The following is a 4,286-nucleotide window of genomic DNA, read 5'->3' as shown; positions in this document are numbered from 1 at the left end:
GGCGGGCCGCGGACCGGTGCCCTCAGCGCCACGGGCGTCGAGGTGGGTGCGCTCGTGCTGCTCGCGGCGGCCGCCGTCGCGGCCGGCGCGTTCCTCGTCCGCCGACGGGTGGTGAGCGCCCGATGACGCCGCAGCCCGCGGCGGTCACGCCGTCCGACGCCCCGTCCGACCTCACCCGCGGGAGCCGCACCGTGCACCGACACACCCTCGACCGACGCCTCCTGCACCGTGGCGTCCCGGCGGCCGCCGCGGCGGCCTGCCTCGCCCTGGTCGCGGCCGGTGCCGCACCCGCCGTGGCCGTCGCACCGACCGCCGTCGCTCCGACCGCCGCGGCAGCCGCCGCCGCGCCCGGGGCGTTCCTCGCGCCGTGGTGGACCGAGCTCGACGTCACCGGCGACCGGCAGGTGACCGTCGACGACCTCGACGAGGTCGCCGCCCACCTCGGCGCGACCCCCGCGTCGCCCGGCTGGGCCGACGTGGCCGTCGTCGACGTCGACGGGGACGGCGTCCTGACGGTCGTCGACCTCGCCGCGGTCGCGCAGCGCATGGTCTACGACGACGGCCCGTTCGAGCTCGTCGAGGCGAGCACGCTCGACATGCAGGCCGCGATGAACGCGGGCGTCACCACGTCCGTCGCGATCACGCAGGAGTACCTGGACCGGATCGCCGCGTACGACCGCACGGTCGTCGACACGGCCGCCGGCGGCCGGGCCCTCAACTCCGTCATCACGACGAACGACGCCGCCCTCGCGGCGGCCGCGGCGGCGGACGCGGAGCGCGCGGCCGCGGGCATGACGAGCATGCTGCTGGGCGTCCCGGTGGCGCTCAAGGACAACTACGACACGGTCGACATGCCGACCACCGGCGGCTGCGGCTGCTGGGGGCAGAACCAGACGGCGACGGACGCGACCATGGTCGCGGGCCTGCGGTCGGCGGGCGCCGTGGTGCTGGCGAAGGCGAGCCTCGACGAGTTCGCGTACGGCTTCAGCTCGGAGTTCTCCGCGGGCCTGCCCGTCGGGTCGACGCTGCCGATCGCGAGCCCGTACGCCACGTCGCGCACGGCCGGCGGCTCCAGCGGCGGCACGGGCGCGGCGATCGCGGCGAACCTCGCGGGCATCGGCTTCGGCACGGACACGGGCGGGTCGATCCGCGTGCCGTCGTCGTACAACCAGCTCGTCGGCGTGCGGCCCACGGTCGGGCTGGCGAGCCGGGACGGCATCATTCCGCTCGCGCTCAGCCAGGACACGGGTGGCCCGATGGCGCGGTCGGTGCTCGACGCGGCCGTCGCGCTGGACGCCGTCGTGGGCGTCGACCCCGCCGACCCGGTGACGGCTGCCCAGACCGGCCGGGTGCCCGAGTCGTACACGGCGTCGCTCGACTCCGGTGCGCTGCAGGGCGCGCGGATCGGCTACGTGCCGTCGATGATCGGCAGCAACCGTACGACGGTGCGGCTGTGGGCGCAGACGCGTGCGGCGCTGGAGGCGCAGGGCGCGACGCTCGTCGAGGTCACGCCGCCGGCCGGCTTCGCGGCCGTCCTCAACGAGCCGAGCGGCAGCACGAACGAGTTCCGCCGCGACCTCGCGGGGTACGTCGCCCGGCACCTCGCGCCGCAGGTGCGGGCCCGCACGATCGAGGACATCCTCGCGACGGACCACTTCGTCACCTCGCGCCGCAGCGTGTACGTGCAGCGGGCCGCCGTGACCGACGCGCAGTACGACGCGTGGGCGGGACCGACGGGCTCGCACACGGTCGCGCTCGCGACGGGGCGCACGCTGCTCACCCGGCTCCTGGACGACCTGGACCTGGACGCGATCGCGTACCCGTCGGGCACGCCGTACGGGACGCAGGGCACGAACATGCGGCTCAGCCCCAACACGGGCCTGCCCGCCGTGACCCTGCCGATGGGGCAGGCCACCGCGGCCGACGCGACGATCACCGGGGCCGGCGTCAACGTCGAGCTGCTCGGGCGGGCGTTCGACGAGGGCACCCTGCTGGGGCTCGCGTACGACCTCGAGCAGGCCGTCCAGGCCCGCACGAGCCCGGCGCTGTACGGCCCGCTGGGCTGAGCGGGCGCGTCGGGAGGCCGCGCACCGACGGCGACGACCCCCGTCCGGGGCTCCCGGCGGGGGTCGTCGTGGGTGCGCGGCGGGCGCGGGCGGTGCGGCGGCGGCGCCGCGGGACGTGGCGCTGGTCACGTCCGCGCCCGCTCGTGCCCGTCACGACGTGAGCGTCCACCCGTGGGTGCGGGGTGCCGGCGACGGGGCGGCGCGGCGTTCCGGTGGACGACCGGAGGCGTCGGTGCGGCGTGACGCGCGGCGCTCCTCGCGCGTGCGCAGCCGGGACGAGGTGTCGAGCCGCTCGCGGTGGTCGGCGCGCAGGACGTCGTAGGTGGACAGCGGGTGCATGGTGGGTGCCTCCTGGGCGTGCCGCGGCGCACCCCGGGTCACGGGGTGGTCGCTCGGTGGGTTCGGTGGTGCCATCCCACCAGCACGGACACGCGATGTCACCGCATTTGTCCGGCCGGCGGCGGCGACCCGCGACGGGGGTGCGGGGCGCCGTGAGGGAGGAGGGCGGGACGGCCCGCGTGATACGCGGGTCCTCGCCCGCGGGCCGCGGCGAGGCCGTGCGGTGAGCGGCGCCCCCGGCAGGACTCGAACCTGCAACCGACGGATTAGAAGGCCGTTGCTCTATCCGTTGAGCTACGGGGGCCGACGCCGACCAAGCCTAGTGGCGCCGTCGCGGGCGCCCTCGGCGGGGTGGCTCGCGCGCGTCGCCCGGGCCGGACTGGTCGGGTGTCACCCGCGTGCCGCGTTTGGCCTGGTCACGCGTGGGACCGAGAATGGGTGCGTGAGCGCCCAGCCCGGCTACGTGCCAGCCCGGACGTCCGCGCCCACGTCGGGGCGCGCCGCCGGCGTGCCCGCGGCCGGTGCGGGCGCGGCCGCGGACATCCTCGCGCGGCCCCTCGCGCAGACGTCCCTGCTCGACGCCGTGCGTGACCTGCGCCGCGACGTCGAGGGGACGTCGTTCCCGCTGGAGCTCGACGGCATCGCGGAGGCGCGCGCGTCGCGCGCCCGGCTCGTCGACCAGCTCGCCGAGCACCTCGTGCCGCGCCTGACCGAGCTGTCCGCGCCCGCCGTCGTCGTCGTCGCGGGCTCGACGGGCGCCGGCAAGTCGACCCTCGTCAACTCGCTCGTCGGCCGCGAGGTGACCGCCGCGGGCGTCCTGCGCCCCACGACGCGCGAGCCCGTGCTCGTCCACCACCCGCTCGACGCGGACCTCCTCTCGCACCACCCGGTGCTCGACAGCGTCGAGGCCGTGCCGGTCGACACCGTGCCGCGCGGCATCGCGCTGCTCGACGCCCCCGACCTGGACTCGGTGCTCGAGTCGAACCGGGAGTCGGCGCACCGGCTGCTCGAGGCGGCGGACCTGTGGCTCTTCGTCACGACCGCGGCGCGGTACGGCGACGCGCTGCCGTGGCGCGTGCTCGAGGCGGCCGTGGAGCGCTCGACGTCGATCGCGATGGTCCTCAACCGCGTGCCCGCCGCGAGCCTGCCCACCGTGCGCGGCGACCTGCTGGACCGCCTCCGCGCGCACGGGCTCGCCGGGTCGCCGCTCTTCGTGATCCCCGACGTCGGGCCGCACGAGGGGCTGCTCGAGCAGCGCGTCGTCGCGCCCGTGCTGCGCTGGCTGACGATGCTGGCGGGTCCCGACCGGGCGCGCACCGTCGTCGGCCGCACGCTGCGCGGCGCGCTCGCGGCGCTGCGCCCGTGGGTCGACGAGCTCGCCGACGCGGTGCAGGACCAGGCGGACGCGGCCGCCGGCATCGCGCAGGCGCTGGACGAGGCGGTCGAGGGGCCGCGCGTCGAGGCCGAGGCGACCGTGCGCTCGGGTGCCGTGGCCGACGGTGCCGTCCGCGCGCGCTGGGCCGAGCTGACGACCCGCGGTGGACCGTTCGCGCGGCTCGTGCGGCGGTCGGGGCGCGTGCGCGGCGGGTCGCGGCTGGCCCGCACGCGCGCCGAGGCCGTGGAGCCGCTGGTCGCCGAGCTGGCGGAGTCCGCCGCCGCCGTCCTCACCGCCGTCGGCGTGCGCGCCGACGAGACCCTCCGCGCCCTGCTCGTGGGACCGGACGCACCCGCCGGCGGCCCGTCGCTGCTGCCGCGCTGGGCCGCCGGCGACCAGGCCCGCACCGGCGCGGCGGAGCGCGCGGCCCGCGCCTGCCGTAGCATCGCCGACGACCATCCAGAGCGGCCGAGAGATCTGGCTCGACGACGCCGCAGCAACCCGCG

At 77.4% G+C, this 4,286-nt stretch carries 3 protein-coding genes and 1 tRNA gene; 2 read left to right on the top strand and 2 right to left on the bottom strand.

What is annotated here, in order from left to right; all coding sequences use genetic code 11:
- Positions 1-122: 122 nt before the first annotated feature.
- Positions 123-2,066, top strand: coding sequence for an amidase family protein (locus tag AB6N23_RS17480; protein ID WP_412867244.1), 1,944 nt, complete (start codon positions 123-125; stop codon positions 2,064-2,066).
- Between the two features lie 150 nt (positions 2,067-2,216).
- Here the strand turns inward: AB6N23_RS17480 and AB6N23_RS17475 are convergent, their stop codons facing one another.
- Together AB6N23_RS17475 and AB6N23_RS17470 are read right to left on the bottom strand one after the other, a co-directional pair.
- Positions 2,217-2,405: a hypothetical protein gene (locus AB6N23_RS17475; protein ID WP_412867243.1), complete on the bottom strand. Its 189-nt coding sequence runs from the start codon at positions 2,403-2,405 to the stop codon at positions 2,217-2,219.
- Between the two features lie 231 nt (positions 2,406-2,636).
- Positions 2,637-2,709 (bottom strand) — tRNA-Arg (locus tag AB6N23_RS17470).
- Positions 2,710-2,847: 138 nt separating this feature from the next.
- On the opposite strand from AB6N23_RS17470, the gene AB6N23_RS17465 reads away from it, so the two are divergent.
- A partial coding sequence (locus tag AB6N23_RS17465; RefSeq protein WP_412867242.1) for a dynamin family protein occupies positions 2,848-4,286 on the top strand: 1,439 nt, incomplete at its 3' end.

Source organism: Cellulomonas pasadenensis (genome assembly GCF_047229365.1).
Lineage (GTDB): Bacteria > Actinomycetota > Actinomycetes > Actinomycetales > Cellulomonadaceae > Cellulomonas.
This window is presented reverse-complemented; position numbering and strand designations above follow the sequence as displayed.

Bases quoted from the DNA above. Each gene is read 5' to 3' on its own strand.
- AB6N23_RS17475 (WP_412867243.1), bottom strand. From the start codon at position 2,405: ATGCACCCGCTGTCCACCTACGACGTCCTGCGCGCCGACCACCGCGAG.
- AB6N23_RS17480 (WP_412867244.1), top strand. From the start codon at position 123: ATGACGCCGCAGCCCGCGGCGGTCACGCCGTCCGACGCCCCGTCCGAC.